The sequence below is a fragment of the Microbulbifer marinus genome, from assembly GCF_900107725.1.
Classification (GTDB): Bacteria; Pseudomonadota; Gammaproteobacteria; order Pseudomonadales; family Cellvibrionaceae; genus Microbulbifer; species Microbulbifer marinus.
The window spans coordinates 762,809-787,971 of record NZ_FNQO01000002.1; the positions used below are offsets into that span (position 1 = coordinate 762,809).

Below are 25,163 nucleotides of genomic sequence, written 5' to 3' on the forward strand. Positions count from 1 at the left end.
TAGGCGAAATTCTTGGTATATATGCGGAGAAGAGTGTCGGGCTTAAACTTATCCTGACACGATTCTTCTTACAATTAAGTAATAGGACGTTAGGCGCTATTGAGCGGCTAGCTCGTTAAAGGGTGACTAAGTCGAAACCCTAAGTGTAGTGGCAAATTCTATCTGGTATTTGGCTACTATTGCACTTGATAGCGCATCAACACGATATCGCGCCCTTGTTTCTGGTAGGTGCTGAATCGATCGAGGATTGCCGACGGCTGCCCATGCTTATCTGCCTCAGCAAATCCCAGCGACTGGTAAAATGGCATCAAGTGTCGGTAGGGGAACGTGAAGGTTCGATTGCTAAAAGATTCTGCCATGCTGTTTAGCAGCAGCCGGGCGACGCCCTGGCCGCGGTAATCTTCCACCACGGCCACCCCCGCGAGTAATTGACACTCCGTTAACTGCCTCAGGCAGCCGCAGGCAATGATTTGGTTGTCTCGGTCTCTGATTACCATGCAGGGGTCATGACGCCGCGCTTTGCCGCGGAATTTGTGCGTGCGGTAAAATTTATTGGCCATTGGTATCTCTGCTTCAGAGAGCCAGTGCGCCGAAAACTTCTGATTGTCACTCATCTATGCCGCGCCAAATCTGCCCAACCTGCCAACGCCCACTGAACGTCTGTTACTGCAGCGCACTGGTCCATATTGCCAATCGCATCAAGGTGCTGATCATACAGCACCCCCTCGAACAGAAGCACCCGTTCAACACCGGGCGCATGGCGCACCTGTGCCTGGGCAACAGTGAATTGGTGGTGGCGGAAAGCTTGTCGGAGGCGGAGTTGGCTGAGCTATTGGCGCCGCGTTCGGCGTTGCTCTATCCGTCGCTGGACTGGCTGCCGGCCGTGGTACAGGTAGAGACCGGCACTCCGCAAGCCCGGAATCTGGAGCAGCTGGTGGTGATCGACGCTACCTGGCGCAAATCCAAGAAAATACTGCACCTGCACCCGGCACTGCAGCAACTGTCGCGGGTCAGCTTTGAGGGGGAGCTAAGCTCCAATTACCAGATCCGCCATTCCTCGCTGGCCAACAGCCTGTCGACACTGGAAAGCATCGTGGCGGCGATGCAGCAACTTGAGCCGGAAGCGCATTGCGAGCGCTTGCTAAAGCCGTTTGAAAAGATGATCGAACTGCAGCAACAGGGCTTTGGTGCGTAACCGGTCGGCAGCAAATTAACGATCATCTGGCGCCAGTGACAAAACGGAATCGGAAGCGGCTGTTGCGCGAGCCGCCTCCGACTTAGGACATGCTGTTAGTAAGCGCCGGCACTGTAAATCAATTCGTAGCTGTGGCTATACAGCTCCAGGATATTGCCAAACGGATCTTCCATATAAATCATCCGATACGGCTTCTCACCCGGGTAGTAGTAACGGGGTTTTTCCATGCGCTTCTTGCCACCGGCGGCGACGATGCGCTCGGCTAGCTCCTCCAGGTTTGGATCCTGCACGCAGAAATGGAAAATGCCGGTCTTCCAGTATTCGAAGTTGTCTTCCGGGTTCTCCTGGTTGTTGAATTGGAAGATCTCCACACCGATACGGTCGCCGGTGGACAGGTGGGCAATGCGGAAGCTGCCCCAGCCGGCGCCGAACACGTCGGTACACATCTGTCCAATGGCGCTGTCGTCCTCCTCGATCAGCGTGGGCTCCATGATCAGGTACCAGCCCAATACCTGGGTATAGAATTCAACCGCCTTTTCCAGGTCGGGGACGGAAATGCCGATGTGGGAAAAGGTTCTCGGGTAGACGTTGCTCATTTGCGGTACTCCTGCGTTGAAGTTGCGCGCAGGTTACAAACTATAGTTAATAACGTGAAATAATCATTTGAAATGCAAATGAACACAAAGCGTAATGATTAATACGACCTGGCTCCGCACTTTCTGCACCCTCGCTGAGGTGGGCCATTTCACGCGTACCGCCGAGCGCCTGCATATGACCCAGTCCGGCGTGAGCCAACACCTGCAGAAGCTGGAGAGCCAGCTTGGTCACGCGCTGCTCGCCCGCGAAGGCAAGCAGTTCACGCTCACGGATGCCGGCGAGCGCCTTTATGAAGAGGGGCGCAAAATTCTTCTGGCGTTGCAGGATCTCGAGCAGAGCGTGGGCGAGGATCCCGCCTATGAAGGTCAGGTGCGGGTCATGTCGCCGGGCAGTGTCGGCCTGCGGTTGTATCCGCAGTTGTTGGCACTGCAGCAACAGCATCCGGCCCTTGTCATCGACTATCGCTTTGCCCCCAACCGGGACGTAGAAAATGCGATCGCCAGTGATGAAATCGATATCGGCCTGATGTCGCGGGTGTCGACACGCGAGGAGGTCAGCAGCCAGCTGGTGGCGGAGGAAGAGTTATTACTGGTCACGCCCGCCAAGGTGGCCAAACCGGGCTGGCAGCAGTTGCTGGACCTGGGCTTTATCGATCACCCGGATGGCTCCCACCACGCCGGCCTGCTGCTCGGGGCGAATTACCCGGAGTTCGAGGGCACCAGCATGTTCCGGAAGCAGGGCTTCTCCAACCAGATCGGCCTGATCCTGGAACCGGTGAGCATGGGGCTGGGATTCACCGTATTGCCCGCCTATGCAGTCGAGGCCTTTCTGAAGCCAAAGCTGGTCCGCGTGCACCGCCTGCCGAAGCCGGTCAGTGAAACGCTGTACCTGGTCAGCCGCCGGCGGCGGACGGTGCCGAACAGGGTGACTACGGTTATTAACGAGGTAATGAAGAAACTGTAAGCGATGATGGTGACGCTCCACGGTCTGACACTGCAGTGACGGTCAGATCCTTGTTACCGCGCCTTGTCGCCATACGTGCCTACTCAGTCCCTGATAGCAAAGACGCATCGCCCCGAAATCTGCATAATGGCGCGCCCCAGTTACCTCTGAACCGCACATCCGGTAGTCCCGCAATGGAAATTAACGTCAACTTTCTCGATAACCTCCGGCTCGAAGCCAAGTTTGATGACTTCACCGTCATCACCGACCAGCCGATCCGCTACAAGGGCGATGGTTCGGCGCCGAGCCCTTTCGACTACTTCCTGGCGTCCTCTGCGCTGTGTGCGGCCTACTTTGTTCGCGTTTACTGCCTGTCGCGGGATATTCCGACCCACAATATCCGCCTGTCGCAGAACAATATTGTCGATCCGGAAAACCGCTATAACCAGATCTTCAAGATCCAGGTGGAGCTGCCGGAGGATATCTCCGAGAAGGACCGCCAGGGCATTCTGCGCTCGATCGACCGATGCACGGTCAAGAAGGTGGTGCAGACCGGCCCCGAGTTCCAGATCGAGACGGTGGAAAACCTCGCCGAGGACGCCCAGGCGCTGCTGATGGTGCAGCCGGACGCCGAGCACCGCACCTTTATCGAGGGCAAGGATCTGCCGCTGGAGCAGACCATCGCCAATATGACGAAGATCCTCGCGGATCTCGGCATGAAGATCGAGATCGCCTCCTGGCGCAATATCGTGCCGCACGTGTGGTCGCTGCACATCCGCGACGCCGCCTCGCCGATGTGCTTTACCAACGGCAAGGGCGCTACCAAGGAGGCCGCGCTGTGTTCGGCGCTGGGCGAATTTATCGAGCGCCTGAACTGCAACTTCTTCTACAACGACCAGTTTTTCGGTGAGGAAATCGCCAACAGCGAGTTCGTGCATTACCCGAATGAAAAGTGGTTTGTGCCGGGGCCGGACGACGCACTGCCGGACGGCATCCTCGACGACTACTGCCTGGCGATCTACAACCCGGACGGCGAACTGGCCGGCTCCAACCTGATCGATACCAATTCCGGCCGCGCGGATCGCGGTATCTGCTCGCTGCCGTTTGTGCGCAAGTCCGACGGCGAGGTGGTGTATTTCCCCTCGAACCTGATCGAGAACCTGTACCTCAGCAACGGCATGAGTGCCGGCAACACGCTGCCCGAGGCGCAGGTGCAGTGCCTGTCGGAAATCTTCGAGCGCGCGGTGAAGAAGCAGATCATCGAACAGGAAATCGCGCTGCCGGATGTGCCGCGCACGGTACTGGAACAGTATCCCGATATCTGTGAGGCCATCGCCGAGCTGGAAAAACAGGGCTTCCCGATCCTGGTCAAGGACGCGTCCCTGGGTGGCCAGTTCCCGGTGATGTGCGTGACGCTGATGAACCCGCGCACCGGCGGTGTCTTCGCCTCTTTCGGCGCGCACCCAAGCTTCCACGTGGCGCTGGAGCGCAGCCTGACCGAACTGATGCAGGGCCGCAGTTTCGAGGGCCTGAATGATGTACCGCCGCCGACGTTCAACAGCCTGGCGGTGACCGAGCCGCAGAATTTTGTCGAACACTTTATCGATTCCACCGGCGTGGTTTCCTGGCGCTTCTTCAGCGCCAAGCCGGATTACGACTTCGTCGAGTGGGATTTCTCCGGCGAGCACCAAGACACCAACGCCACCGAGGCCACGCACCTGTTCGATATTCTCGAGGAGATGGGCAAAGAGGTGTACATCGCCGTGTACGAAGACCTGGGCGCGCCGGCCTGCCGAATCCTGGTGCCGGGTTATTCCGAGGTGTACCCGGTGGAGGACCTGATCTGGGACAACACCAACAAGGCACTGGATTACCGCGAGGATATCCTCAACCTGCACTCCCTCAGTGACGACGCACTGGAAGCGTTGGTGGATCGCCTGGAAGAGAGCCAGCTCGATAACTACGAGACGATCATCAACCTGATCGGTGTCGAGTTTGATGAGAACACCGTGTGGGGCCAGCTGACCATCCTGGAACTGAAGCTGCTGATCTACCTGGCGCTGCAGCGCCACGAGGAAGCGCTGGAACTGGTGGAAACCTTCCTGCAGTACAACGACAACACGGTCGAGCGTGGGCTCTTCTACCAGGCGGTGAATGCGGTACTGGAAATCGCCCTCGATGACGAACTCGAGCTGGAAGACTATCTGGCGAACCTGCAGCGCATGTTCGGCGAGGAAGTAATGGCTGCGGTGGTCGGCTCGGTAAACGGCAGCGTGCGCTTCCACGGCTTGACGCCGACCAATATGCAGCTGGAGGGCCTGGATAAACACCTGCGCCTGATCGACAGTTATAAGAAACTGCATGCGGCGCGCGCCGCCAAGTACGTTCAGAGCTAACGGCATTGCGCCCACACAAAAAAAGCCCGCCGAATGGCGGGCTTTTTTTGTGTGGGCAATGACTGAGAGGAGAAGTCGGGCAATGCGCGGCTTGCTACGGAATCCCTGCCGCGCTTCAGAGCCAGCTCAGATAGCCGTAACCCCCGAGTTGCCGCACCTGCCGGTTGATCGTTGCTGCGCGGCTGCGCACATAGCTCGACGGATATTTGGCCGACATCCGTTTCGGGTTCGGCAATACCGCGGCCATGCGCCCGGCTTGCCAGCGATTCAGGTACTGCGCCGAGGTGCCGTAGAAATTCTTCGATGCCGCCTGGGCACCGTAAATACCCTCGCCGAATTCGGCGATATTCAGGTACACCTCCAGAATCCGCTCCTTGGGCCACAGCACTTCCATCAGCAGGGTAAACCAGGCCTCCAGCCCCTTGCGGACATAACTGCGGCCGTGCCACAGGAACAGGTTCTTGGCGGTCTGCTGGGTGATGGTGCTGGCGCCGCGCACGCGGCGGCGGTCCTCGCTGAGGGCTTTCTGCATTGACGCAAAATCGAAGCCGAAATGCTGGGGGAATTTCTGGTCTTCCGCGGCGACGACGGCCATCTGCAGGTTCGGGGAGATCCGCTCCAGCGGGCGCCATTGATGGTGTGCTTCTCGGCCGCTCTGCAACTCCCACGCGAAGATCACCGCGGAAGAGGGCGGATCTATCCAGCGCAGGGCCAGCACCAGCAGCGCGGTGCTGACGCAGAAGGTCGCGCCGAGCCAGAAGCCGAGTCTGGCGGCGCGTTTCAGGGGGCGGGACAACATAAACTTCATCGTTGCTAGTCGCGATATCCTCATTGAGACGCCGGCCGGCACCGGAGGTTCCAAATACGGACTGACCGGCTGGTGCCAACGGCCCCGGCCGATGGCGCCATTTTGGCCGGCTTCACGGTTCTTTAGTAGAGTTGTCACACTGAGCCCCTAGGCTCTGGGTCACCTCCGATAAACAGAACAACACAGGCGTGACAACCGTGAACCGATTTACCCGGCGCAATTTCCTCAAGGCCGCGCTCGCCGCCACCGGCGGTGTGCTGGTCTCCACCCCGCTGCAGGCCATGTCCCGGCCGGAGCTGCCCTCCGAAGTCAGTTTTCCCCACGGCGTCGCCAGCGGCGATCCGCTGCAGGACGCGGTGATCCTGTGGACCCGCGCCACGCCGGGTGCCTCGGCGCCGGGCGGCAAGCCGCTCAGGGTCACCTGGGAGCTGGCCCGCGACGACCAGTTTACCGGCGTACTGCGCCGCGGCAGCGCCGAGACCACCGCGGGCCGCGATTACACCATAAAGATCGATGTGCAGGGGCTGGAGCCGGATACCACCTACTACTACCGTTTCGTCGGCGCCAGCGAGCAGAGCCCGGTGGGCCGCACCAAGACACTACCGGCTGGCGGGGTGGACCAGGTGAGGCTGGCGGTGTTCTCCTGCTCCAACTACCCGGCCGGCTATTTCAACGCCTATGCGCTGGCGGCCGAGCGCGGCGACTGGGATGCCGTGCTGCACCTGGGCGATTACATCTACGAATATCCGGCCGGCGGTTACGCCACCGAGCGTGCGGCGCAGATCGGCCGCGCACTGCCGGAAGACAACGCCGGCGAGCTGCTGTCGCTGGCAGATTACCGCAAGCGCTACGCCCTCTACCGCACCGATGCCGGCCTGCAGGCACTGCACGCGGCGGCGCCGTTTATCGCGGTGTGGGACGACCACGAGATCGCCAACGATACCTGGAAGGACGGGGCGGAAAACCACAGCCCGGAGGAAGGCGACTTCTACACCCGCCGCGCGGCGGCGATCCAGGCCTACTACGAATGGCTGCCGATCCGCCCGCCACTGGGCGAGACCAAGCCGCAGATCTACCGAAGCTTCCAGTTCGGCGACCTGCTGGATCTGCATATGCTCGACACCCGCGTGATCGGCCGCGATGAGCAGCTGCATTTTTCCCGTTATCTCGGCGAGGACGGCAGCTTCGACGGCCGCGCCTTCGGCGCCGCACTGGCGAACCCGGACCGCACCCTGCTCGGCCCGACCCAGCGCAACTGGCTGGCGCAGACCCTACAAGAGTCCGGCGGCCACTGGCAGCTGCTCGGCCAGCAGGTACTGATGGGCAAGATGCACCTGCCGGCGGAAATCATCATGGGTTACTACAGCCGCGGCGAGAAAGCCGACCCCACGCCGGAGCTGGTGCAACTGAAAATGGCCAGCCTGAAGGGCGAAACGCTCAGCGCTACCCAGCGCGCGCGGCTGGAACAGACAGTGCCCTATAACCTCGATGCCTGGGATGGCTACGCGGTGGAGCGCGAGGCGCTGTACCGCCACGTGGCCGAGCTGGGCAAGAACCTGGTGGTGGTGGCCGGCGATACCCACAACGCCTGGTGCAATCACCTGAAGGACGACAGCGGTCGCCTGATCGGGCTGGAATTCGCCGCGCCGAGTGTCACGTCACCGGGGATGGAGAGCTATCTGCAGCTGGACGAGCAATCGGCGCAGCAGCTGGCCAAGGGCATGCCGGTGCTGATCGACGGCCTGCAGTACTGCAACCTGCACCAGCGCGGCTATATGGCGCTGACGTTCAGCCGCGAAGAGGTAAAAGCGGAGTGGCAGTTCGTCGATAACATCGACAGTGCCGAGTTCGGCGTGGCCGGCAGCCACAGTGTGGTGCATCGCCTGGGCTGATTGGCACTTGGTCCGACTGCAGGCTCCCGTATCTAATTGTCGTCATCCCGGCGCAGGCCGGGATCCAGTACTGCGATGTCGGAAAGCCTTGGGGGGCTGGATGCCGGCCTGCGCCGGCATGACGAATTCGGGTAGTTATTTATTTGCCCCGCCCGCTCAGAACGTATAGGTGATCGCCGCGAACCCGCTGACGACGCGGTCGTCGCCGACGATCGGGCTGTCGCGGATCTCGCTGTCCAGCTGTTCCACCGCCACGCTCAGCGCCGCGCGCCAGTTTTCCGACAGCTCCAGTAGGCCGCCGACGCCGATCTCGATGGTATAGCTGCTGCCGACGGCATAGGCCGGCCGGCCCGGGATTGCCGCGGATTCCGGCACGCCGTAGTCGTAATCCGCCAGGTCGCTGCTCAGCCAGTTGATGCCGAGTTCCGGTACCAGGCGCAAATTGCCGAACTGGAAACCGCGAAACACACTGATCGCCGCGGCGCCGCCGCCGATACGGTCGAGCACATCGTGTTCGTACAGCACCTCGAACTCCGTGCCGGCCGGCCCCTCGTAGACCAGGCCGAGTCCGCCCATCAGCGTCGCATCGCGGTCGCCGAGCCCCTCGAGTATGTCGGCGTCGTCCTCTTCATAGGCGCCGAGGCGATAGGAGGCGGACAGTGCCAGGCGCAGCTTGCCGCTGCCGAGCAGGCCGTAGCGCAGCTGCGGGCCAACCCACTGCAAGCGCTCGCCGAAGTAGGTGATGGCGGGTATCACCTGGATCACGGTGGTATCCGAGCCCACATAGGGGCTGCTGCGGCCGATGACGCCGAGGCCGACACCCCACTGGCCGGATTCGCCGAGCACGTCGTAGAGGCGGATGTCCACGTTGGTTGCCTGGCCGGGCTGCACGGTGATGGCGGCGCGCTGGAAGCTGGGCGGGCCCTTGGGCTGATAGTCGTTGGACAGCCCCAGGGGTTCCAGCGGGATGCCGATAAAATTCTTGTCGAGCGTGCGGTTGTCGTTTTTGTCCAGGTAGGCCAGCACGGCGACCGTGCCTGCCGGCACATCGGCAATCACGTAGGTATCGTCGGGCTGGATGGTATAGCGGACTTCTCGCACCGGATTGCGGAAATCCCCGAAGGTATCCGCGTTGTTATAAACCTGCAGCACCAGGGAGCCCTCGGCTGGCAGGTTATGTACGCGGACGCTGATTTCTTCGGCGACCGCGCTGGAGAAACTGAACAGTAAGGCGAGTAGCAGGGCCGTGCTTAACGTTTTCATCGATACCGCGTGTCCTTTTGCAACTGAATAAACAGTATACGAATGCGGTTACCGTTCAGATGTTGAGTACAGCGCCCCTATTCGATTCCTTTTTAGTTGGCCTTTCCGAGTCGGACTTGTGCCGTCGACTTTATCGGGTCCACCAGTCAATAAATTCCTGCCCCACGGCATGCTGCGGCAGCGAGTGTGCATCTTCCTCGATGCCCTGCTCCTGTTCCATTTCGGTCACGCGCCGGTTGGCGGCGGCGAACCAGGCGGCGGGATCATTAAGGCCTTTATTCAGTGCCTCGCCGTACAGCGCCGCGCTGAACCAGGTGTGTTCGGAGTCATCGCCGCAGCCGAAGGAGGTGCGGTCCGGGGCGGCGGAGGTGAATACCACGCGATTAGGGCTGGCCAGAGCCTCTTTCCAAAGGCCGGAATAGCAGGCGGATACGATGAGCCACTGGTGCTGCGCGCGTAGGCCGTCCAGCCACTGCTTGCCGTCTTCTACGGAAATATCGTTCAGCGGCAGCTTGTTTTCTTTGAGAACCAGGTCGCCGTTCTCGTCGCCGTGGCTGACCAGGTGCACCAGCAGCAGGTCTTCTTCCGGATCCATCTGCGCATCCAAGGCTTTTAGGCTTTGCCGCACGCTGGTGCGCGTCGCCAGTGGCAGTTTGTCCCCGCCGCCGTTACTGAGGCGGATTTGCCGCTGCTCGATATCGAATACCGAGCCGAGCCTTGCCGATACCCAGTCCACCTCTTTGGCAAACACCGGCGAGGTACCGTCACCGCCCACCACCAGCAGGTACACATCGCGCACCCCCGGTCGCTGCGGTGCCAGTGCGGCGAGCGCAGACCGCAGGCGCTCGGCTTCACTGTACAGGCGCGCTTCCACCGCGGCCCTTTGCTGTTTTTCGTTGCCACGCCAGGCCTGTTTGCTGGGGTAATATTGGCCGGCGACAAAGAAGCCGGTTTCTTCCACCGCTTTGCCGCGCTCATCTTTGTGGATCAGCACACCTTCGCCGTTGGCTTCCCCGTACTCGAAGTTGGCCCGGATAATGGTGCCGTCCGGCTGGGTAAGTTCCCCTTCGCCGGCGTAGAAGGAATATTCGAAGCCGCCCTGGTAGCGATAGCCCTGTTCGTCGCGGTAGCTGCCCTGCACCAGGTAGCCGTCCGCGAAGGTGCCTTCATAGTGGGCGCCTTCCGCGGTGATCTGGTGGCCCTGGCCGTGGGGCATCAGGTTCAGGAATTCCCCTTCATAGGATCCGGCGTCCGTCCACGCAACGGAGCCTTTCAATAATTCCCCCTGCTGGAATTCTCCTTCCCAGACGCCCTCCGCACATTCATAGCGGCCGTGGCCGCTGAGCTCGCCATCGAGAAACTCGCCTTCGTAGAAGCAGCCATCACCGTAATCGAAGCGCCCGCGCCCGCTGATGCGGCCCTGCACGAATTCGCCTTCGTAGTGGCGCCCGTCCGGCCAGCTCAATTCGCCCTTACCGTGAAACAGCCCGTTCTGCAGACTCCCGGCGTATACCGAACCGTCCGGCAGGGTGGTGTTCTCGGCAGAATGCACCGGCTCGCAGCCGGCGAGCATCAACAGCAGTGCCGGGAGCGTGAGCAAGCGGGTAAAAGAGGCGGGTTTCATTCGCAATGCCATCGTTTTGATTATTAAAGTCAGACTAACAAAATGAGGTCTGCTGCGCTCAAAAGATTTGGCTGGCGGCCAGCGATGTCTGAGCGAACAGGAGAGATAACCTCGAAGCAGATTTGTTCTTAAACCTAGAAGGTCATATCGGCTCCCCGACTAAAATATTGTGCTCATTATTCGGCAATGCAGCGTGAAAAACTAAAAGCCCGGGCCCTCAGGGGAGGTGTCTAATCGGTGCGATAGGGCAGGTGCTTGTAGATATTCCCGGCCGGGGCATAGTTACAGGTCACGATGGTGCGGAAGTTGCCGCGCGGGCAGTGATAAACCCCGCAGCCGACCGCGCGCGGCAGTTTCCTGCCCTTTGCATCGAACGCATTCATGCTGTCCCAGATCAGCTGGCTGTAGTGGCCGGTTTTCAGATCCTTGAACGGGCGGTAGCGATACTGCGCGGCTTCCCCGGCCCAGCCCGCCACTGCCTGCGACAGTGCGTCCGTCTCCGCAAGGTGGGCGGAGGAGTAAAAGATATTTTCCCCGATCGACGGATACGCCGGGTTGCCGCCATTGGCAATGAAATGCTCGCGGCGTTTGCCGTTGTGGCCCGGGCGGGAATTGCACTGCGCTGCGGACCAGTTGTAGGCAGTGCGGGCCAGCGCCTTGTCGTACTTCAGCATCGCCACCGGCGGGTTCGGTTTGGGGCTGTTCGGCAGGCGGCCGGCGTTCAGTTTTTTCCTGACCTGGTTGTGCAGATCGAGGGCCTTGCATTTGCCGGCCCTGGTGCAGTCCGGGGCGGCCGCACCGGCCTGGGCGGCGATGGTGACAGCGATGGCTAGCAGTAACGTGATAAGGCTTTGGTTCACGTTTTCACCCTGGGTTTCAATGTCAGCATCAGTAGTAGTGAGAAACTGTCCGGTCGGCAAAAAGGATGCAAGGCGGGCGCAAGCGCAACGGTGCGCGTGTGCTCTCCGGCCCGGGCGCGCCGGCGGCTCGATTGAGAATCGCTACAGGCGCCGGCATACTGCCGGCGAAGCATTTTTATAGCGGGAATCCCCTATGGCCCTGACCCCTTTCCACCTCGCGATCCAGGTCCGCGATATCGACGAGGCGCGCGATTTCTACGGCAGCAAGATGGGCCTCGCCGAGGGCCGCAGCGCCGAGCACTGGGTAGACTGGGACTTCTTCGGCCACCAGGTCGTTACCCACCTGAATCCGGCCATCGGCAGGGACGGCAAGGTGGCGGCCATCGCCAATCACGTCGACGGCCACGGCGTGCCGGTGCCGCACTTCGGCGTGGTGCTGGAGTTCGAACAGTGGCGGGCGTTTGCCGAGCGGGCCAGAAGCTTCGTCGACGAGTTCGTCATCGAGCCCTATATCCGCTTCGCCGGCCAGCCCGGCGAGCAGGGCACGATGTTTTTCCTCGATCCGAGCGGCAATGCGCTGGAATTCAAGGGTTTCCGCGATATCCACAGCGAGCTGTTCGCGAAATAACGGCGTTCACACCGGGCAGCGGCAGGCCTGTCAAGGCGCGCGGCGGGGATACGGCCGTTCAGTAGTAGAGGAGCGGGTGGGACAGATCGCCGCCCAGCGCCTCGGACAGGTCGAGCTCATCGGCCTCGGGATAGAGCGTGTTGATCACCAGCCGCGGCTCCGACACATAGGAGGCGGGGCCCATGGCACCGACCGTCAGGTTGACGCTGAAAAAGCGCATCAGCTCGCCCCGGTATTCCTGTTCCACCCGAAAACTGGCCATCGGTTCGAGCCTTGAGGCAATCTGCGCCCAGTCTTTCGGTACGCCCGGATGCGCGGCCAGCTCGCGCACCATCGCGTGGTATATCGGGTCGTTGGTCAGCAGCGCCTCCTGCTGGGTATACATCAGGATCATCGCCAGTGTGTGCTGCCACGAATCCAGCGCGACCCCTTCCGGTGGGCGGCGAAACATAAAATTGAAATGGTTTTCCACCTTCGCCAGCTCTTCAGCGGTGACCGACTCACGGTAGAAGGCGACCCAGCTGCGATTGACCATCAGCAGGCGACAGTAGCGGTCGGTCAGCACCGCCGGGTAGGGATCCATCGCGCGTAGCGACAGCAGGGTGGCCTTGCGCAGCCACTTGAATTCCGGTGCCTGGAAGTCGACTTCGCGGCTCTCGGCCAGGTAGCCGGCGGCGAGGCGCAGGTAGCTGCTGTCGCGCTCACCCAGGTCCAGTGCACGGCTGATAGCGCCCACCAGCGCCTCGCTGGGCCTGGCCTTGCCGTTTTCAAGGAAGCTGATATGGCGGGTGGAGGACTCAAGGCTGAGTGCCAGCGTTTCCTGGCTGAGGCCGCGTACCCGCCGCCAGAAGCGCAACAGGTGGCCGAACGCATTGTAGGCTGTTTCACTCATTTCCCTGCCTCAAACGGCTAGCCGGATTCGCCGTGCCGGTGCCGGCCGAACTTGACCTCTGAGGTCATGGCCGAGTCTAGCAACTCCCAACACAATACCCAACCGGCCCCTAAGCGGCCCATTCTTCCCGTCAGTAACAGGAACAAGGTGACCCATGGCAGCACAAGCGCTCAGCGAACGCGACCTGGCATTCATGCTCTACGAGCTGTTCGATGCAGAATCCCTCACCAAGCGCCCGCGCTATGCCGACCACAGCCGCGACACCTTCGACGCGGCCATCGAAACCGGCAAGACGGTAGCACTGAAGCATTTCCTGCCCATCCGGCAGCAAGTGGACATCAACGAACCCACCTTCGACGGTGAGCGCGTGCACCTGCTGCCGGAAATCAAGCCGGCACTGGACGCGATCATCGAGGCCGGCCTCGCCGCGCCGGAAACAGATTTTGAAGACGGTGGCATGCAGCTGCCGCTGATCGTCACCAATGCCGTGCAGGCTCATCTGTGGGCGGCGGCCAGCACCACGTTCGGCTACATTTCCCTGACCAACGCCAACGCCAACCTGATCGAGGCGCACGGCTCGCCGGAGCAGGTGGAGAAGTGGGTCAAGCCGATGCGCGAGGGTCGCTTCATGGGCACCATGGCGATGACCGAACCCGGTGCGGGCTCCGGCCTCGCCGACCTCACCACTACCGCCACCCGCGATGAAGACGGCGGCTACCGCATCACCGGCAACAAGATCTTCATCTCCGGCGGTGACCACGAGCTCAGTGAGAACATCGTGCACCTGGTGCTCGCCCGCGTGAAGGGTGCACCCAAGGGCGTGAAGGGGATCTCGCTGTTTATCGTGCCCAAGTTCCTGGTCAACGAAGACGGCAGTAACGGCGAGCGCAACGACGTGGCGCTGGCCGGCCTGTTCCACAAGATGGGCGGGCGCGGACACACCTCCACCGCTCTCAGCTTCGGCGAGAAAGGCGGTGCCGTGGGCTACCTGGTCGGCGAGGAAAACCGCGGCCTGATGTACATGTTCCACATGATGAACGAGGCGCGCATCATGGTCGGCACCGGCGCGGCAATTACCGCCCTGACCGGTTACCAGTATTCCCTCGACTACGCCCGCGAGCGCCCCCAGGGCCGCCTGCTCGCCAACAAGGATCCGGAGTCTTCACCGATCAATATCATCGAGCATCCGGACGTGCGCCGCATGCTGCTGACCCAGAAGGCCTACGCCGAGGGCGCCTACGCGCTGTGCCTGTACGGCAGCCAGCTGGCCGATGACGAGAAGACCGCCGAGACCGAGGCAGAGCGGGCCCACGCGCACACGCTGCTCGACTTCCTCACCCCGATCATCAAGAGCTGGCCGTCGGAATACGGCCCGCAGGCGAACAGCCTCGCCATCCAGGTCATGGGCGGGCACGGCTATATCAACGAGCACCCGGTGGAAATGTTCTACCGCGACAACCGCCTGAACCCGATTCACGAGGGCACCACCGGCATCCAGTCCCTGGACCTGCTCGGACGCAAGGTGCCGATGAACAAGTTTGCCGGCTACCGCGCCGTACTCGCGGAAATGCAGCAGACCATCGAACAGGCGCGCGACAGCGAACTGAGCCTGTTCGCCGCCGACCTGCAGGCCGCGCTGGAGGAGCTGCAGCAGGCCACCAGTGCCGTGCTCGGTGCCACCGCGGAGAAAAACCCCGATCTGGTATTCTCGAACTCGGTCAGCTACCTGGAAATGTTCGGCCATGTCGTCATCGCCTGGATCTGGCTGCGCCAGGGCCTCGCCGCCGATGCCGGCCTGCAGCGCAATCCGCATCCGGAAGACGAGCACTTCTATCGCGGCAAGCTGCAGGCGATGCAGTACTTCTTCCGCTCGGAGCTGCCGAAAATCTACCACTGGTCAAAACTGGTCAAGGAAATCGACAGCACCAGCTTCGACATGCAGCCCGAGTGGTTCTGAGGCGGCACCGGGATGACAGGGCGCAGTGCGCCCAGTGCATAACAGAACATGAGAACGACAGGAGAGACCATGAAGACGGTCAGTAAGCAAGAACTGCTGGAAAGCGTTGGCAAAACCCTGCAAACCAGCGACTGGTACACCGTGAACCAGGAACAGATCAACCTGTTCGCCGAGGTTACCCACGACCACCAGTTCATCCACGTCGATCCGCAGCGTGCGGCGCAGACACCGTTCGGCTCCACCATTGCCCACGGCTTCCTCACCCTGTCGCTGCTGTCGCATTTCGCCGAGTCTTTCATCCTGCTGGTGGAAGATCTGCAGATGGCCGTCAATTACGGTTTTGACAAGGTGCGCTTTATCGCCCCGGTAAAGGTCGACAGCCGTATCCGCGCACACGCGCGGCTGCTCGATGTCACCGAAAAAAATCCCGGCCAGTTTATGTTGAAAACTGAAGTCACCGTCGAGATCGAGGGCGAGACAAAGCCCGCGCTGCTGGCCGAGTGGCTCACCATGCAGGTGGCCGGCTGATTCCGACGAGCCGCCCCCGTGCGGCTAATCCGTAACGAAAGAACGATGGAGAGAAGATTATGAGTGTACGCTTTGACGGCCAGGTGGCCATCGTAACCGGCGCCGGCAACGGTCTCGGAAAATCTCATGCGCTGGCACTGGCCGCGCGCGGTGCAAAAGTCGTGGTCAACGACCTCGGCGGCGCCCGCGACGGCAGCGGCGCCTCCTCCGAAGCCGCACAGGAAGTGGTGCGTGAAATCGAGGCCAATGGTGGCGAGGCGATTGCACACGGCGCCAACGTAGCCAAGTACGACGAAGTTCAGGACATGGTGCAGCAGGCCATGGACAAGTGGGGCCGCGTCGACATCCTGATCAATAACGCCGGCATCCTGCGCGACAAGACCTTCGCCAAGATGGAGCTGGCCGATTTCCAGCTGGTCATGGACGTGCATGTGATGGGCTCCGTGAACTGCACCAAGGCGGTGTGGGAAATCATGCGCGCGCAGAACTACGGCCGCATCGTCATGACCACCTCGTCGAGCGGTATGTACGGCAACTTCGGCCAGTCCAACTACGGCGCAGCGAAAATGGCGGTGCTGGGCTTTATGAACACCCTGGTATTGGAAGGGGCCAAGTACGATATCCGTGTCAACGCGCTGTCACCAACCGCCGGCACCCGCATGACCGAAGACCTGATGCCGCCGGAAATCCTGGAGATGCTCACGCCGGAAGCGGTGACCGCAGGCGCCCTGACCCTGTGTCACAAGGATGCGCCGAACCGCTTCATCCTCTGCGCCGGTGCCGGCGGCTATGCCAGCACCCGCCTGTTTGAAACGGCCGGCACCTTTATTCCGGCCGACGAGCAGACCCCGGAGGCCGTGATCGAAAACTGGGACAAAATCTGCGACCAGAGTGGCCAGGCGGAACTCGCCTCCGGCGCCGGGCAGACCGAGAAGTTCCTCACCATGGCCATGGCCCACACACAGCCGGCCTGATTCAGGCTGCCGCGAACTTCGTAGCGACTGACGCACACCCCGGGGCCCTGATGGGCGCCGGGGTGTTCTAATCTGGACCTTCGGGCGGGCCATCTACAAAGTAGGCGGCCCGTTGGGTTTTGATAGTGTGGTGTGTGTGGAGGATTGGCTTCGCCCGTTGGGCTCGCTGGTCTCCGGTGCTGCGCGTCTGCGAGTCGAACCGGGAGGTTCTGATCTGGACCCTCGGACGCACCATATACAAGAAAGGCCACCGGTTGGGCATTGATGGTGCAGAGTGTGGAGGATTAGCTTCGCCCTTCGGGCTCGCTGGTCTCCGGTGCTGCGCACCTCCGGCTCGAACGGAGGTTCGAATCTAATCGCTGGGGCGGGCCATATACAAAGAAGGCCACCCTTTGGGTGGCCTTCTTTGTATATGGCCCGCCCCAGAGGATTCGAACCTCTGACCTTCGCCTCCGGAGGGCGACGCTCTATCCAGCTGAGCTAGGGGCGGTACGCGGTCTGGGCTATTGCCAGTGCGGACGCGGATTATACAGAAGGGGTGGGGTGGGGCAAAGCGGATTGGGGACGGATCGGCGGATTATGGGCTGGCGCCCTTCGCAGCGGGCGGCACAATGCTTATAATGCGCGGCTGGTAGCAGTATGCGGCAGTGTGCCGGTAGTCTACGGGCCGCGATCATGGCCTCTAGGGGGATAGGATGAAGAAGATTTTGAATATTGTGGCGGCGCTGGCCGTAGTTGCGGGTGCAGCCGCTGCAATGGCGCAGTCGGTAGATCAAGAAATCGCCGACCGCATCGCGCCGGCAGGCGAGATCTGCATGAAGGGCGACGAGTGCGCCGCAGCGGTTGCGGCGGCTCCGGCAGCAGCCGGCGGTGCGGCCCGCAGCGGTGAAGCCGTTTACAACGCGAGCTGCGCGACCTGCCACGGCACCGGTGCCGCGGGCGCGCCCAAGCTCGGCGATGCCGGCGCCTGGGGCCCGCGTATCGACAAGGGTATGGATACGCTCTACACCCACGCGATCAACGGCTTCAACGCCATGCCGGCCAAGGGCCTGTGCATGGACTGCAGCGAAGACGAAGTCAAAGCCGCCGTGGACTACATGGTGGAAGGCAGCAAGTAAGCGACCGCTTACTCAGCTTCCCAAAAGGCCGCTCACTGAGCGGCCTTTTTTGTTTTTCCTGAACCCTGGCCTCCCCTTTTTGCCGCTGTGGAGGCGTGGACTGAGATTTCCACATCAGTGCCCCGGTTCCGCTCCTCTCCGGCTTGGTCTCCCTGCGTATATCTACCTCCTGGGGGCGGGCTGGTCGCCAAGAGTCCGCCTGGACGTGTCGTTGTTGCTTTTCAAGTTGTGCAAATATTGATCGTGCTGATGTGAAATTCGATGTAATTACGGGGCGCTTCCAACTTTGCAGCGAAGCTGTACCATCTACGCCGATATCAACCTAGAAAAAAATTCTAATAGAAGGGAAGGACAGGATGGGCTTTAGTAAGAAAATTCTAATAGGGGGCTGCACGCTTTTACTGGTTGCCTGTGGTGGTGGGGGCGGCGGTGGTAGTAGTGATTCTGGAGGCGGCGCTTCTGGCGGCGCAACCAACTTGGCTCCCACGGCAGATGCCGGCTCCGATTATTCAATTGTGGCGTCCGGACCGATAGAGCTGGACGGCAGCGGATCATCGGATGGTGATGGCAAAATCACCCGGTATGTGTGGAAGCAGCTCTCCGGCGTCCAGCAACTCAAAATTGAAACTGCTGCCAGTGGCGTGGCAAAAGCTACCGCAGAGCCCTTCTATGTTGGCGAGCAGGAGTACGTCTTTCAGATCGAAGTAACCGACGATGACGGGGCATCCGATACCGATACCGTGACCGTAACACTGCTACCAGTGGCGGTAGCGCCGGTGGCCTCTGCAGGCCGTGATCGCGAGATCGCTATTGCCGAGCGTGTTGACCTGGATGGTAGCGGTTCCAGCGACCTGAACGGCGATATCAGCAGCTACTCATGGAAGCAGGTCAGCGGACCTGACGTGACAATTGAACATGGCGATCAAAGTGTTGCCTATTTTACGGCGCCCGATTTCGACACTAGCGTCACGATGGAATTAACGGTGACGGACTCGGCAGGCAATACCGCCACAGACTCGGTTACCTATACCGCTGTACATGTCGCTGTTAATCTGGATTTCCCCCCCACCGATCAAACCGTTTTTTATGGCGAAACCCTAGACCTGAAAGGACGTGTGCAGGCCCCATCCCTGGAGCAGCGCAGCCTGGTTGTCGTCTTCGATGGCACTTACATTAACGGGACTATCACTGCGGATGGTACCTGGAGCGCAGCCATCCCGTTCGCCGGAAAAAGCGCCGGCGAATATCCGCTGCGAGTGGAAGTGAGCTCTGCTGACCCGGAGGATGGCAGGGTCTACGGTGCCGATACGTCAGTTGACTACCATCCGCTGCTTCATGATTTTCGTACTGCCGAATATAAAGACGGGAAGCTGCTGGCGCTCAGTGGTGGAACCACAGAGGGTCTGAGGCTGCTGGAGGTAAATGCTGTCACAGGAGAGCTGGGCGTCCTGTACGAAATCGGTAATATCACCAGCCAATTGGGTAGTGTCTCCTATGACCCGGTCACCAACACTGCCTATTTCATAGAAGTGGCTTTCAATACCATCTTTTCGATCGACCTGGATTCGGGGACTCTCACTACCGTCAGTGGCGACGGCACCGGCAGTGGACCGGGCTTCTCACAGCTTGTTAATAGCAATATTGAAGTGGCTCCGGATTCCAGTGTGCTGCATGTTTTCGATAGCGGGTTGCAAGCGCTGATCGAGGTCAATGTCGCTGACGGTAGCAGAAGTGTGCTTTCGCAGGGCGGCACCGTTGGTGCGGGCACCGGTTTTGAGAATGCCTATCTCTCGGTCACGGACTTCGCTAACGGTAAAGCATATGTCTACGACGACAGATCCCCAGACTATATTTACCGCGTGGACCTGGAGACTGGGGACAGGGTCGTAATGCCCAATTCTGTCGGCCCAACAATGAATCTAGCCAAGGCAATGTGGCTTGATAAAAGCAATGGCAAGCTGTTAATCACCGGTCTCGTCATTGGTGAGACCGATTATGTCATTGTGGAAGTGGATGTCGAAACTGGGGACAAGCGGGCACTGCCCATTGTGTCTGGAGACGTCCAATTACTTTCTCCAATCGATATTTTCCGAGTAGCTGGGGACAGCGATTATACGCTGACGGACAGTGATTCCTATGATGCCTGGAATGCGGTATTTCAGGTCGTTCCGGATACGGGTGCTCGAACACAGGTCTTCAGGGATGAAGTCGGGATCGGCAGCATCCCTCGGGATCTGATGGGCCTGGCCTTGGATTTTGATAATCGAATTGCCTATGCAGCGGATTACCGTGCTGACGGTGTATTGGCGATTAATATGGACAATGGTGATAGAACATTTGTTTACGGCAGTGGTGTAGGCACCGGGTCGGCATTAAACAATCCCAGCAGGCTGGCTTACGACAAGCTGACGAAAAAGCTGTATGTATGGTCTGTCGATGGTGGGAATATTGTACAAATTGATCCTGAGACGTCTGTGGGCACAGAGTTCCTTTCCGGAGCGAGCGACCCTAGAGTTGCAAATATCTCGTCGATGCAGATCGATAGTACGGCCGAAGTCCTCTACTACTCCCGATTCAATGATGGGGCAATTTACAAGGTTGACCTGAATACGAAGGAAATCGCGGTGGTCAGCAGCAGTACCAGAGGGGAGGGCAGCCTGATGGAGTCAGTTCGTGCGATATCCCTTGCACCGGACAGGGAGAAAATGTTCGCCGCAAATGACTCATCCTCTGACCTAAACTCCCTTGTGGCTATTGATATCGCGACCGGAGATAGAACTGTCATTGTGGACTCAAACAATATGCTGGTAGGTTATTCTGGCTGGTTTAATCACCTCTCGGGAGTCTCTTCGGACGGAACAATTTATGCCTCTTTTGGCAGGAGGATTTACAGTATCAATACCTCGACTGGCGAATGGCTGATGAAGTCCGGCGACTTATCGATTGGTGACGGGCTCGACCTCTTCAATATTGAGGGGCTGGCCCTTGATGAGGTGCGGGGTCTTCTCTATGCGGCAAACGGCCATTACGACAGCCTCATGGCGGTCGAGCCGGAAAGTGGTGACCGCATCACGGTGTCCAGGTAATTGCCCAGGCGCCTTTCCTTAAAGGCGCCTCAATCAAACATGCTCAACAGCGAACCCAGCGTCTCCTCACCCTTGGCCTGGTTCTGCTCCGGCGTCGCCTTGCCAAAGCCTTCCAGTTCCACATCCTCCTCCGGCAGCTCGTCGAGGAAGCGGCTGGGGGTGGTGTCCTGGGTTTCGCCGAACTGCTTGCGCTTGCCGGCCAGCGTCATCGTCAGGGTCTTCTGCGCGCGGGTGATGCCGACGTAGGTCAGGCGGCGCTCCTCCTCGATATTGTCGTCCTCGATGCTGTTGCGGTGCGGCAGCAGGTTTTCCTCCATGCCGATCATGAACACGTGGGGATACTCGAGGCCCTTGGACGCGTGCAGGGTCATCAGGCTGACCTTGTCGGTGGCCTCTTCCTCCTCTTGGCGCTCGAGCATGTCGCGCAGGATCAGCTTGGAGATGGCCTGTTCCAGGCGGATATCCTGCTCCAGCTCGTCGTCGGTGCCCTCCATGATCTTGTTCAGGCTTTCCAGCAGCCAGTAGACGTTCTCCATGCGCTTCTCGGCGACCTTCTCGCTGCTGGCGTTCTGGCTGAGCCAGCCGGCGTAGTCGATATCGTCGAGCATTTCCCTTAATGCGGCGTCGGCGGTCTTCTCGCGGCAGTTGCGCTGCACGCCCTCGAGCCACAGTGCGAAGCGGTTGAGGCGCTCGTAGCCCTGCTCGTTGATGTGCTCCTTGAAGCCGATCTCGCTGCAGGCGCTGAACATCGAGATCTCGCGGCCCTTGGCATAGTTGCCCAGTGCCTCCAGTGTGCTGGTACCGATCTGCCGGCGCGGGGTGTTGATGATACGCAGGAAGGCGTTGTCGTCGTCCGGGTTTACCAGCAGGCGCAGGTAGGCCATCACGTCCTTGATCTCCGCGCGGGCAAAGAACGAGGTGCCGCCGGACATCTGGTAGGGAATTTGGTGCTCCTGCAGCTTCATCTCGATCAGGCGCGCCTGGTGGTTGCCGCGGTAGAGCACGGCGAAGTCCATGAACTTGCAGCCGCGGCGGGACTTCTGCAGGAAGATCTCGTTGGCGACCCGTTCGGCTTCCTCGTTTTCGTTGGCCACCTTGAGCACACGGATCTCCTCACCGAGGCCGCGGTCGGACCACAGCGCCTTGTCGAACTCGTGCGGGTTGTGGGCGATCAGGTGGTTGGCCACCTTGAGGATGCGGCTGGTGGAGCGGTAGTTCTGCTCCAGCTTGATCAGGCGCAGGTTAGGGAAGTCCGTCTTCAGCGCGCTCATGTTCTCCGGGCGCGCACCGCGCCAGGCGTAGATCGACTGGTCGTCGTCGCCCACCACGGTCAGGCCGCCGCGCCCGCCAACCAGCAGTTTCACCAGCAGGTACTGGGAGTTGTTGGTGTCCTGGTATTCGTCCACCAGCAGGTAGCGGATCTTCTTGCGCCAGCGCTGCAGCAGCTCGGGGTCGGAGTCGAACAGCTGCACCGGCAGCAGGATAAGGTCGTCGAAGTCGACCGCGTTGTAGGCCTTCAGGGCGTCGCAGTAGCGTCCGTAGGCGACGGCGATGGCCTGCTCGCCGGCGCTCTGGGCCATTTCCAGCGCCTTGCGCGGCGTCAGCATGTCGTTTTTCCAGTTGGAGATCTGGTTCTGCACCCGGTCCAGCAGGTCGGTGTCCAGATCGCCGTCGCGCAGCATCAGCTCCTTGATCAGGCCGCGGGCGTCCTCGGCGTCGAAGATGGAGAAGCCCGGCTTGAAGCCGGCCGCGCGGTATTCCTTGCGCAGGATGTTCAGGCCCAGGTTGTGGAAGGTGGACACGGTCAGGCCGTGGCTGGCCTTGGAACGCTTGCCGTCCGCGCCAGCCAGCAGCTTGCCGACCCGCTCCTTCATCTCGCGGGCGGCCTTGTTGGTGAACGTCAGCGCGGCGATGTTGCGCGCGGCATAGCCGCACTCCTCGATCAGGTAGGCGATCTTGCGCGTAATCACGCTGGTCTTGCCGGAGCCGGCGCCGGCCAGTACCAGGCAGGGGCCGTCGACATATTTCACCGCTTCCGCCTGGCGGGGATTCAGCTGAGTCATTCGGAGCTTACATCTTGATTCGTTGAGGCGGCGATTCTACCAGTCTTGGCGGGTCTCTGAGAGGTCGACCGGTGAGCGCAGTGCGGCCCGGCGGTCATTCTGCCGCTGGCGCGTATACATCGGCGTGACGATTGGCTATAACTGCGGGCACAGTTTCCCGGCTAGCCCCATTACCATGCAGCAACCCATCACCGGTTACCACCGCGACGAGGAAGATCACTGGGTGGCCGAGCTAGCTTGTGGCCACAACCAGCATGTGCGCCACGATCCGCCCTGGCAAAACCGTCCCTGGGTGATGACCGACAGCGGCCGCAACGGAATGCTCGGCCATCGGCTGAACTGCAAGAAATGCGACCAGGGTGCACCGCGAGACCGCAATGAAGGGCTCGATGAACAGAACAGTAGCGAAGAGGTAACAACGCCGTGACAAAAATCTGGGTCGATGCCGACGCCTGCCCGGTGGTCATCAAGGAAATCCTGTTCCGCGCTGCCGAGCGCACGCACACGGAAATGACCCTGATCGCCAATCAACCGGTGCGGGTGCCACCGTCGCGCTTTATCAAGTCCATGCAGGTCACCTCCGGCTTCGACGTGGCCGACAACGAGATCGTGCGCCGCTGCGATGCCGGCGACCTGGTGATCACCAGCGATATCCCACTGGCCGCCGAGGTGATCGAGAAAGGGGCCACGGCGCTGAGCCCGCGCGGCGAACGCCACACGGCGGCGAATATCCGCGCGCGCCTGAACATGCGCGACTTTATGGACACCATGCGCGCCAGCGGCATGCATACCGGCGGGCCGCCGCCGCTGGGGCAGCAGGAGCGCAAGGCCTTCGCCGACCAGCTCGACAAGTGGCTGGCCAAAAAAAAGCAGCAATTTAAAAACTAACCAGACCCGCAATGTGAGCCATGGAACTGGTACCAGCGACAGAAGCACATCTCCGCTCCGTGATGGAATGGCTGCCGGATGCCCGCGCCTGCAAGCAGTGGGGTGGCCCCACTTTCCGCTATCCGTTCACGGTAGAAGCCTTTCTCGACGACTGCCGCTGGCAGGAACTTCCTAGTTACGCACTGGTAGACGCTAGCGGCACGCCCTGTGCGTTCGGCCAGTACTACAACCGCCTTGATCACTGCCATCTTGGACGGCTGATCGTCTCCCCGCAAATGCGCGGACGCGGCTTGGGGCGGCAACTGATTCGCTTACTGGTCGAGCGAGGATGTAATGCGCTGCGTCTGGATCGCTGTTCACTGTTTGTGTTGCGGAACAATCATGCGCCCCGTGCGCTCTACGAAAGACTCGGGTTTGCATTGTGCGACTACCCCGAGTCGCCGGACTGGCTGGCGGACTGTCACTATATGGTCGCGCCAGCGAAAATAATTAACGAAGAAGGGATTTCAAATTGATTCAAAAATTCTGCCTCAGTGCAGCACTGTTCGTCGCGTTTAGCGGCATGTCCGTGGCAGCAGAGCACGATCCCCAACCACTGCCGCAATTAAACGCTTACGAGGTGCCTGCCGGCTGGCGCACCCCGGTAGAACCGCTGCAGATAGCCGAGCACACCTGGCAGATCGGCACCCGGGGGCTCAGCGCATTGCTGATAAAAACCAGCGATGGGGCGATTCTGATTGATGGCGGCATGCCGCAAGTGGCGGACCACCTGCTGGCCAATATGCAGAAACTCGGTGTGGCGCCGGCGGACCTGAAACTGATCCTGCACAGCCACGCCCACGCCGATCATGCGGGGCCGCTGGCGGCCGTCAAGCGCGCCACCGGTGCACAGCTGATCAGCAATGCCCAGTCTGCCGTCCTGCTCGCGCGCGGCGGTGCGGACGATATTCACTTCGGCGACCTGCTGTTTCCGCCAGTAACTGCCGACCGCATCCTGCAGGACGGCGAAGTGGTGTCATTGGGTAAGCTGGATCTGCAGGTGCATTTCGTTCCCGGCCATACGCCCGGCAGCATGGCCTGGACCTGGCGCGATAGCCGCAATGGCAAACGGCTGACGATCGCCTACGTCGACAGCCTTAGCGCACCCGGTTACCAGTTACTGGGTAACCCCCGCTATCCGCGGATCGTCGACGACTACCGCAACACCTTCGCAAGCGTACGCGCACTGCCTTGCGACCTGCTGCTGACGCCGCACCCGGCTGGCAGCGGCTGGTCCTATGAAGAGCAGGCGGTACCGGAAAAAGCGATCGACTGTCGCGCCTACGCCGACAGCGCAGAACAACGCTTTGACAAGCAAATCGCCAAACAAAAGCTGGCGCTGAAAAACTGACAGTAATATTGCACGCTCCGGACCCGCAGCTCTGCATCGGCTTCTAGGTAGAATGGCGGGTT

At 60.6% G+C, this 25,163-nt stretch carries 22 protein-coding genes and 1 tRNA gene; 14 read left to right on the plus strand and 9 right to left on the minus strand.

What is annotated here, in order from left to right; genetic code table 11:
* Nucleotides 1-176: 176 nt before the first annotated feature.
* Entirely contained in the window at nucleotides 177-614 is a 438-nt protein-coding gene (locus BLW36_RS11265; RefSeq protein ID WP_091388300.1) for a GNAT family N-acetyltransferase, read from the minus strand.
* Nucleotides 615-616: 2 nt separating this feature from the next.
* Here BLW36_RS11265 and BLW36_RS11270 point away from each other — a divergent pair, with 2 nt between their 5' ends.
* Nucleotides 617-1,195 carry a tRNA-uridine aminocarboxypropyltransferase gene (locus BLW36_RS11270; RefSeq protein WP_091388302.1) on the plus strand — a complete coding sequence of 193 codons (579 nt, stop codon included), beginning with the start codon at nucleotides 617-619 and terminating at the stop codon, nucleotides 1,193-1,195.
* A gap of 95 nt (nucleotides 1,196-1,290) precedes the next feature.
* Here BLW36_RS11270 and BLW36_RS11275 read toward each other — a convergent pair whose 3' ends face one another.
* Nucleotides 1,291-1,791, minus strand: coding sequence for a lactoylglutathione lyase family protein (locus BLW36_RS11275; RefSeq protein ID WP_091388305.1), 501 nt, complete (start codon nucleotides 1,789-1,791; stop codon nucleotides 1,291-1,293).
* Nucleotides 1,792-1,885: 94 nt separating this feature from the next.
* Here BLW36_RS11275 and BLW36_RS11280 point away from each other — a divergent pair, with 94 nt between their 5' ends.
* On the plus strand, nucleotides 1,886-2,755 hold the full coding sequence (locus BLW36_RS11280) for a LysR family transcriptional regulator (protein WP_091388307.1): 870 nt from the start codon (nucleotides 1,886-1,888) through the stop codon (nucleotides 2,753-2,755).
* A gap of 173 nt (nucleotides 2,756-2,928) precedes the next feature.
* Nucleotides 2,929-5,130: an OsmC domain/YcaO domain-containing protein gene (locus BLW36_RS11285; RefSeq protein ID WP_091388309.1), complete on the plus strand. Its 2,202-nt coding sequence runs from the start codon at nucleotides 2,929-2,931 to the stop codon at nucleotides 5,128-5,130.
* 115 nt (nucleotides 5,131-5,245) lie between these two features.
* Here BLW36_RS11285 and mtgA read toward each other — a convergent pair whose 3' ends face one another.
* The gene (gene mtgA / locus BLW36_RS11290; protein ID WP_091388692.1) at nucleotides 5,246-5,929 is read right to left on the minus strand and encodes a monofunctional biosynthetic peptidoglycan transglycosylase; all 684 of its coding nucleotides are present in this window, start codon (nucleotides 5,927-5,929) and stop codon (nucleotides 5,246-5,248) included.
* A 206-nt stretch (nucleotides 5,930-6,135) separates the two neighbouring features.
* On the opposite strand from mtgA, the gene BLW36_RS11295 reads away from it, so the two are divergent.
* Complete coding sequence (locus BLW36_RS11295; RefSeq protein WP_091388311.1) at nucleotides 6,136-7,830, plus strand: alkaline phosphatase D family protein; 1,695 nt, start codon at nucleotides 6,136-6,138, stop codon at nucleotides 7,828-7,830.
* 156 nt (nucleotides 7,831-7,986) lie between these two features.
* On the opposite strand, the gene BLW36_RS11300 is transcribed toward BLW36_RS11295, so the two are convergent.
* From BLW36_RS11300 to BLW36_RS11310, 3 genes are all read right to left on the minus strand, one after another.
* Entirely contained in the window at nucleotides 7,987-9,093 is a 1,107-nt protein-coding gene (locus BLW36_RS11300; protein WP_091388312.1) for a MipA/OmpV family protein, read from the minus strand.
* Between the two features lie 130 nt (nucleotides 9,094-9,223).
* Entirely contained in the window at nucleotides 9,224-10,717 is a 1,494-nt protein-coding gene (locus BLW36_RS11305; RefSeq protein ID WP_091388314.1) for a C13 family peptidase, read from the minus strand.
* A 230-nt stretch (nucleotides 10,718-10,947) separates the two neighbouring features.
* Complete coding sequence (locus BLW36_RS11310) at nucleotides 10,948-11,577, minus strand: CAP domain-containing protein (protein WP_170833192.1); 630 nt, start codon at nucleotides 11,575-11,577, stop codon at nucleotides 10,948-10,950.
* A gap of 193 nt (nucleotides 11,578-11,770) precedes the next feature.
* Here BLW36_RS11310 and BLW36_RS11315 point away from each other — a divergent pair, with 193 nt between their 5' ends.
* Entirely contained in the window at nucleotides 11,771-12,205 is a 435-nt protein-coding gene (locus tag BLW36_RS11315) for a VOC family protein (RefSeq protein ID WP_091388318.1), read from the plus strand.
* A gap of 58 nt (nucleotides 12,206-12,263) precedes the next feature.
* Here the strand turns inward: BLW36_RS11315 and BLW36_RS11320 are convergent, their stop codons facing one another.
* Nucleotides 12,264-13,097, minus strand: coding sequence for a helix-turn-helix domain-containing protein (locus BLW36_RS11320; RefSeq protein ID WP_091388320.1), 834 nt, complete (start codon nucleotides 13,095-13,097; stop codon nucleotides 12,264-12,266).
* 154 nt (nucleotides 13,098-13,251) lie between these two features.
* On the opposite strand from BLW36_RS11320, the gene BLW36_RS11325 reads away from it, so the two are divergent.
* The 3 genes from BLW36_RS11325 (at nucleotide 13,252) to BLW36_RS11335 (ending at nucleotide 16,556) form a co-directional block, all read left to right on the plus strand.
* Nucleotides 13,252-15,054 carry an acyl-CoA dehydrogenase gene (locus BLW36_RS11325; RefSeq protein ID WP_091388322.1) on the plus strand — a complete coding sequence of 601 codons (1,803 nt, stop codon included), beginning with the start codon at nucleotides 13,252-13,254 and terminating at the stop codon, nucleotides 15,052-15,054.
* A gap of 69 nt (nucleotides 15,055-15,123) precedes the next feature.
* Entirely contained in the window at nucleotides 15,124-15,582 is a 459-nt protein-coding gene (locus BLW36_RS11330; RefSeq protein ID WP_091388324.1) for a MaoC family dehydratase, read from the plus strand.
* Nucleotides 15,583-15,641: 59 nt separating this feature from the next.
* Nucleotides 15,642-16,556, plus strand: coding sequence for an SDR family NAD(P)-dependent oxidoreductase (locus BLW36_RS11335; protein WP_091388326.1), 915 nt, complete (start codon nucleotides 15,642-15,644; stop codon nucleotides 16,554-16,556).
* Nucleotides 16,557-16,969: 413 nt separating this feature from the next.
* On the opposite strand, the gene BLW36_RS11340 is transcribed toward BLW36_RS11335, so the two are convergent.
* A tRNA-Arg gene (locus BLW36_RS11340) sits at nucleotides 16,970-17,046 on the minus strand.
* Between the two features lie 205 nt (nucleotides 17,047-17,251).
* Between BLW36_RS11340 and BLW36_RS11345 the strand changes: the two genes are divergently transcribed.
* Complete coding sequence (locus tag BLW36_RS11345) at nucleotides 17,252-17,674, plus strand: c-type cytochrome (RefSeq protein WP_091388328.1); 423 nt, start codon at nucleotides 17,252-17,254, stop codon at nucleotides 17,672-17,674.
* Between the two features lie 356 nt (nucleotides 17,675-18,030).
* Nucleotides 18,031-20,760, plus strand: a complete 2,730-nt coding sequence (locus BLW36_RS11350; protein ID WP_139304870.1) for a PKD domain-containing protein — start codon at nucleotides 18,031-18,033, stop codon at nucleotides 20,758-20,760.
* Between the two features lie 29 nt (nucleotides 20,761-20,789).
* On the opposite strand, the gene rep is transcribed toward BLW36_RS11350, so the two are convergent.
* Nucleotides 20,790-22,823: a DNA helicase Rep gene (gene rep, locus BLW36_RS11355; protein WP_091388332.1), complete on the minus strand. Its 2,034-nt coding sequence runs from the start codon at nucleotides 22,821-22,823 to the stop codon at nucleotides 20,790-20,792.
* 175 nt (nucleotides 22,824-22,998) lie between these two features.
* On the opposite strand from rep, the gene BLW36_RS11360 reads away from it, so the two are divergent.
* Genes BLW36_RS11360 through bla form a run of 4 tightly spaced genes read left to right on the plus strand, consistent with a single transcriptional unit; the run spans nucleotide 22,999 to nucleotide 25,101 of the window.
* On the plus strand, nucleotides 22,999-23,250 hold the full coding sequence (locus BLW36_RS11360; RefSeq protein ID WP_091388335.1) for a DUF3565 domain-containing protein: 252 nt from the start codon (nucleotides 22,999-23,001) through the stop codon (nucleotides 23,248-23,250).
* Nucleotides 23,247-23,711 (plus strand): YaiI/YqxD family protein, encoded by a 465-nt coding sequence (locus tag BLW36_RS11365; RefSeq protein WP_091388336.1) that lies wholly within the window; start codon nucleotides 23,247-23,249, stop codon nucleotides 23,709-23,711. The genes BLW36_RS11360 and BLW36_RS11365 overlap by 4 nt, the downstream gene beginning before the upstream one ends.
* 20 nt (nucleotides 23,712-23,731) lie before the next feature.
* The gene (locus tag BLW36_RS11370; protein ID WP_091388338.1) at nucleotides 23,732-24,226 is read left to right on the plus strand and encodes a GNAT family N-acetyltransferase; all 495 of its coding nucleotides are present in this window, start codon (nucleotides 23,732-23,734) and stop codon (nucleotides 24,224-24,226) included.
* 47 nt (nucleotides 24,227-24,273) lie between these two features.
* Nucleotides 24,274-25,101 (plus strand): subclass B3 metallo-beta-lactamase, encoded by an 828-nt coding sequence (bla, locus tag BLW36_RS11375; protein WP_091388696.1) that lies wholly within the window; start codon nucleotides 24,274-24,276, stop codon nucleotides 25,099-25,101.
* Nucleotides 25,102-25,163 lie beyond the last annotated feature (62 nt).

What these genes read in the sequence shown, in the direction of transcription:
- BLW36_RS11265 (WP_091388300.1), bottom strand. Translation starts at nt 614, where the DNA reads ATGAGTGACAATCAGAAGTTTTCGGCGCACTGGCTCTCTGAAGCAGAG.
- BLW36_RS11270 (WP_091388302.1), top strand. Translation starts at nt 617, where the DNA reads ATGCCGCGCCAAATCTGCCCAACCTGCCAACGCCCACTGAACGTCTGT.
- BLW36_RS11275 (WP_091388305.1), bottom strand. Translation starts at nt 1,791, where the DNA reads ATGAGCAACGTCTACCCGAGAACCTTTTCCCACATCGGCATTTCCGTC.
- BLW36_RS11280 (WP_091388307.1), top strand. Translation starts at nt 1,886, where the DNA reads ATGATTAATACGACCTGGCTCCGCACTTTCTGCACCCTCGCTGAGGTG.
- BLW36_RS11285 (WP_091388309.1), top strand. Translation starts at nt 2,929, where the DNA reads ATGGAAATTAACGTCAACTTTCTCGATAACCTCCGGCTCGAAGCCAAG.
- mtgA (WP_091388692.1), bottom strand. Translation starts at nt 5,929, where the DNA reads ATGTTGTCCCGCCCCCTGAAACGCGCCGCCAGACTCGGCTTCTGGCTC.
- BLW36_RS11300 (WP_091388312.1), bottom strand. Translation starts at nt 9,093, where the DNA reads ATGAAAACGTTAAGCACGGCCCTGCTACTCGCCTTACTGTTCAGTTTC.
- BLW36_RS11305 (WP_091388314.1), bottom strand. Translation starts at nt 10,717, where the DNA reads ATGAAACCCGCCTCTTTTACCCGCTTGCTCACGCTCCCGGCACTGCTG.
- BLW36_RS11315 (WP_091388318.1), top strand. Translation starts at nt 11,771, where the DNA reads ATGGCCCTGACCCCTTTCCACCTCGCGATCCAGGTCCGCGATATCGAC.
- BLW36_RS11320 (WP_091388320.1), bottom strand. Translation starts at nt 13,097, where the DNA reads ATGAGTGAAACAGCCTACAATGCGTTCGGCCACCTGTTGCGCTTCTGG.
- BLW36_RS11325 (WP_091388322.1), top strand. Translation starts at nt 13,252, where the DNA reads ATGGCAGCACAAGCGCTCAGCGAACGCGACCTGGCATTCATGCTCTAC.
- BLW36_RS11330 (WP_091388324.1), top strand. Translation starts at nt 15,124, where the DNA reads ATGAAGACGGTCAGTAAGCAAGAACTGCTGGAAAGCGTTGGCAAAACC.
- BLW36_RS11335 (WP_091388326.1), top strand. Translation starts at nt 15,642, where the DNA reads ATGAGTGTACGCTTTGACGGCCAGGTGGCCATCGTAACCGGCGCCGGC.
- BLW36_RS11345 (WP_091388328.1), top strand. Translation starts at nt 17,252, where the DNA reads ATGAAGAAGATTTTGAATATTGTGGCGGCGCTGGCCGTAGTTGCGGGT.
- BLW36_RS11350 (WP_139304870.1), top strand. Translation starts at nt 18,031, where the DNA reads ATGGGCTTTAGTAAGAAAATTCTAATAGGGGGCTGCACGCTTTTACTG.
- rep (WP_091388332.1), bottom strand. Translation starts at nt 22,823, where the DNA reads ATGACTCAGCTGAATCCCCGCCAGGCGGAAGCGGTGAAATATGTCGAC.
- BLW36_RS11360 (WP_091388335.1), top strand. Translation starts at nt 22,999, where the DNA reads ATGCAGCAACCCATCACCGGTTACCACCGCGACGAGGAAGATCACTGG.
- BLW36_RS11370 (WP_091388338.1), top strand. Translation starts at nt 23,732, where the DNA reads ATGGAACTGGTACCAGCGACAGAAGCACATCTCCGCTCCGTGATGGAA.
- bla (WP_091388696.1), top strand. Translation starts at nt 24,274, where the DNA reads ATGTCCGTGGCAGCAGAGCACGATCCCCAACCACTGCCGCAATTAAAC.